Annotated in this window: 1 pseudogene; it reads left to right on the top strand. The window is 72.4% G+C overall.

The window, feature by feature from the left end:
- Positions 1–402 (top strand): annotated as a pseudogene (locus G9E11_RS20720) (bifunctional D-altronate/D-mannonate dehydratase); the annotation flags it as partial.

The following is a 402-nucleotide window of genomic DNA, read 5'->3' as shown; positions in this document are numbered from 1 at the left end:
CCTCGTACTGGCGCCGCGGCCCGGTGACGATGGCGGCGATCGCCGCGGTGGACATGGCGCTGTGGGACATCAAGGGCAAGCTGGCCGGCATGCCCGTGTACCAGCTGCTCGGCGGGGCCTCCCGCAACGGGCTGCGGGCCTACGGGCACGCCTCCGGTTCGGACATCCCGTCGCTGTTCGACTCGGTCCGCGAGCACCTGGAACTGGGCTACAAGTCGGTGCGGATCCAGACCGCGGTGCCCGGGATCAAGGCCGTGTACGGGGTGGCCGCGCAGGCCCAGGCTTCGGGGGAGCGGTACGACTACGAGCCCGCCGGGCGCGGTGCGTTCCCGGTGGAGGAGGACTGGGACACCCGGGCCTACCTGCGGCACCTGCCGTCCGTGTTCGAGGCGGTCCGGAACG

This window comes from Arthrobacter ipis, assembly GCF_014694315.1.
In the GTDB taxonomy this organism is placed as follows: Bacteria; Actinomycetota; Actinomycetes; order Actinomycetales; family Micrococcaceae; genus Arthrobacter; species Arthrobacter ipis.
The sequence above is the reverse complement of the archived record's forward strand: the minus strand, read 5'-3'. Positions and strand labels throughout refer to the sequence as shown.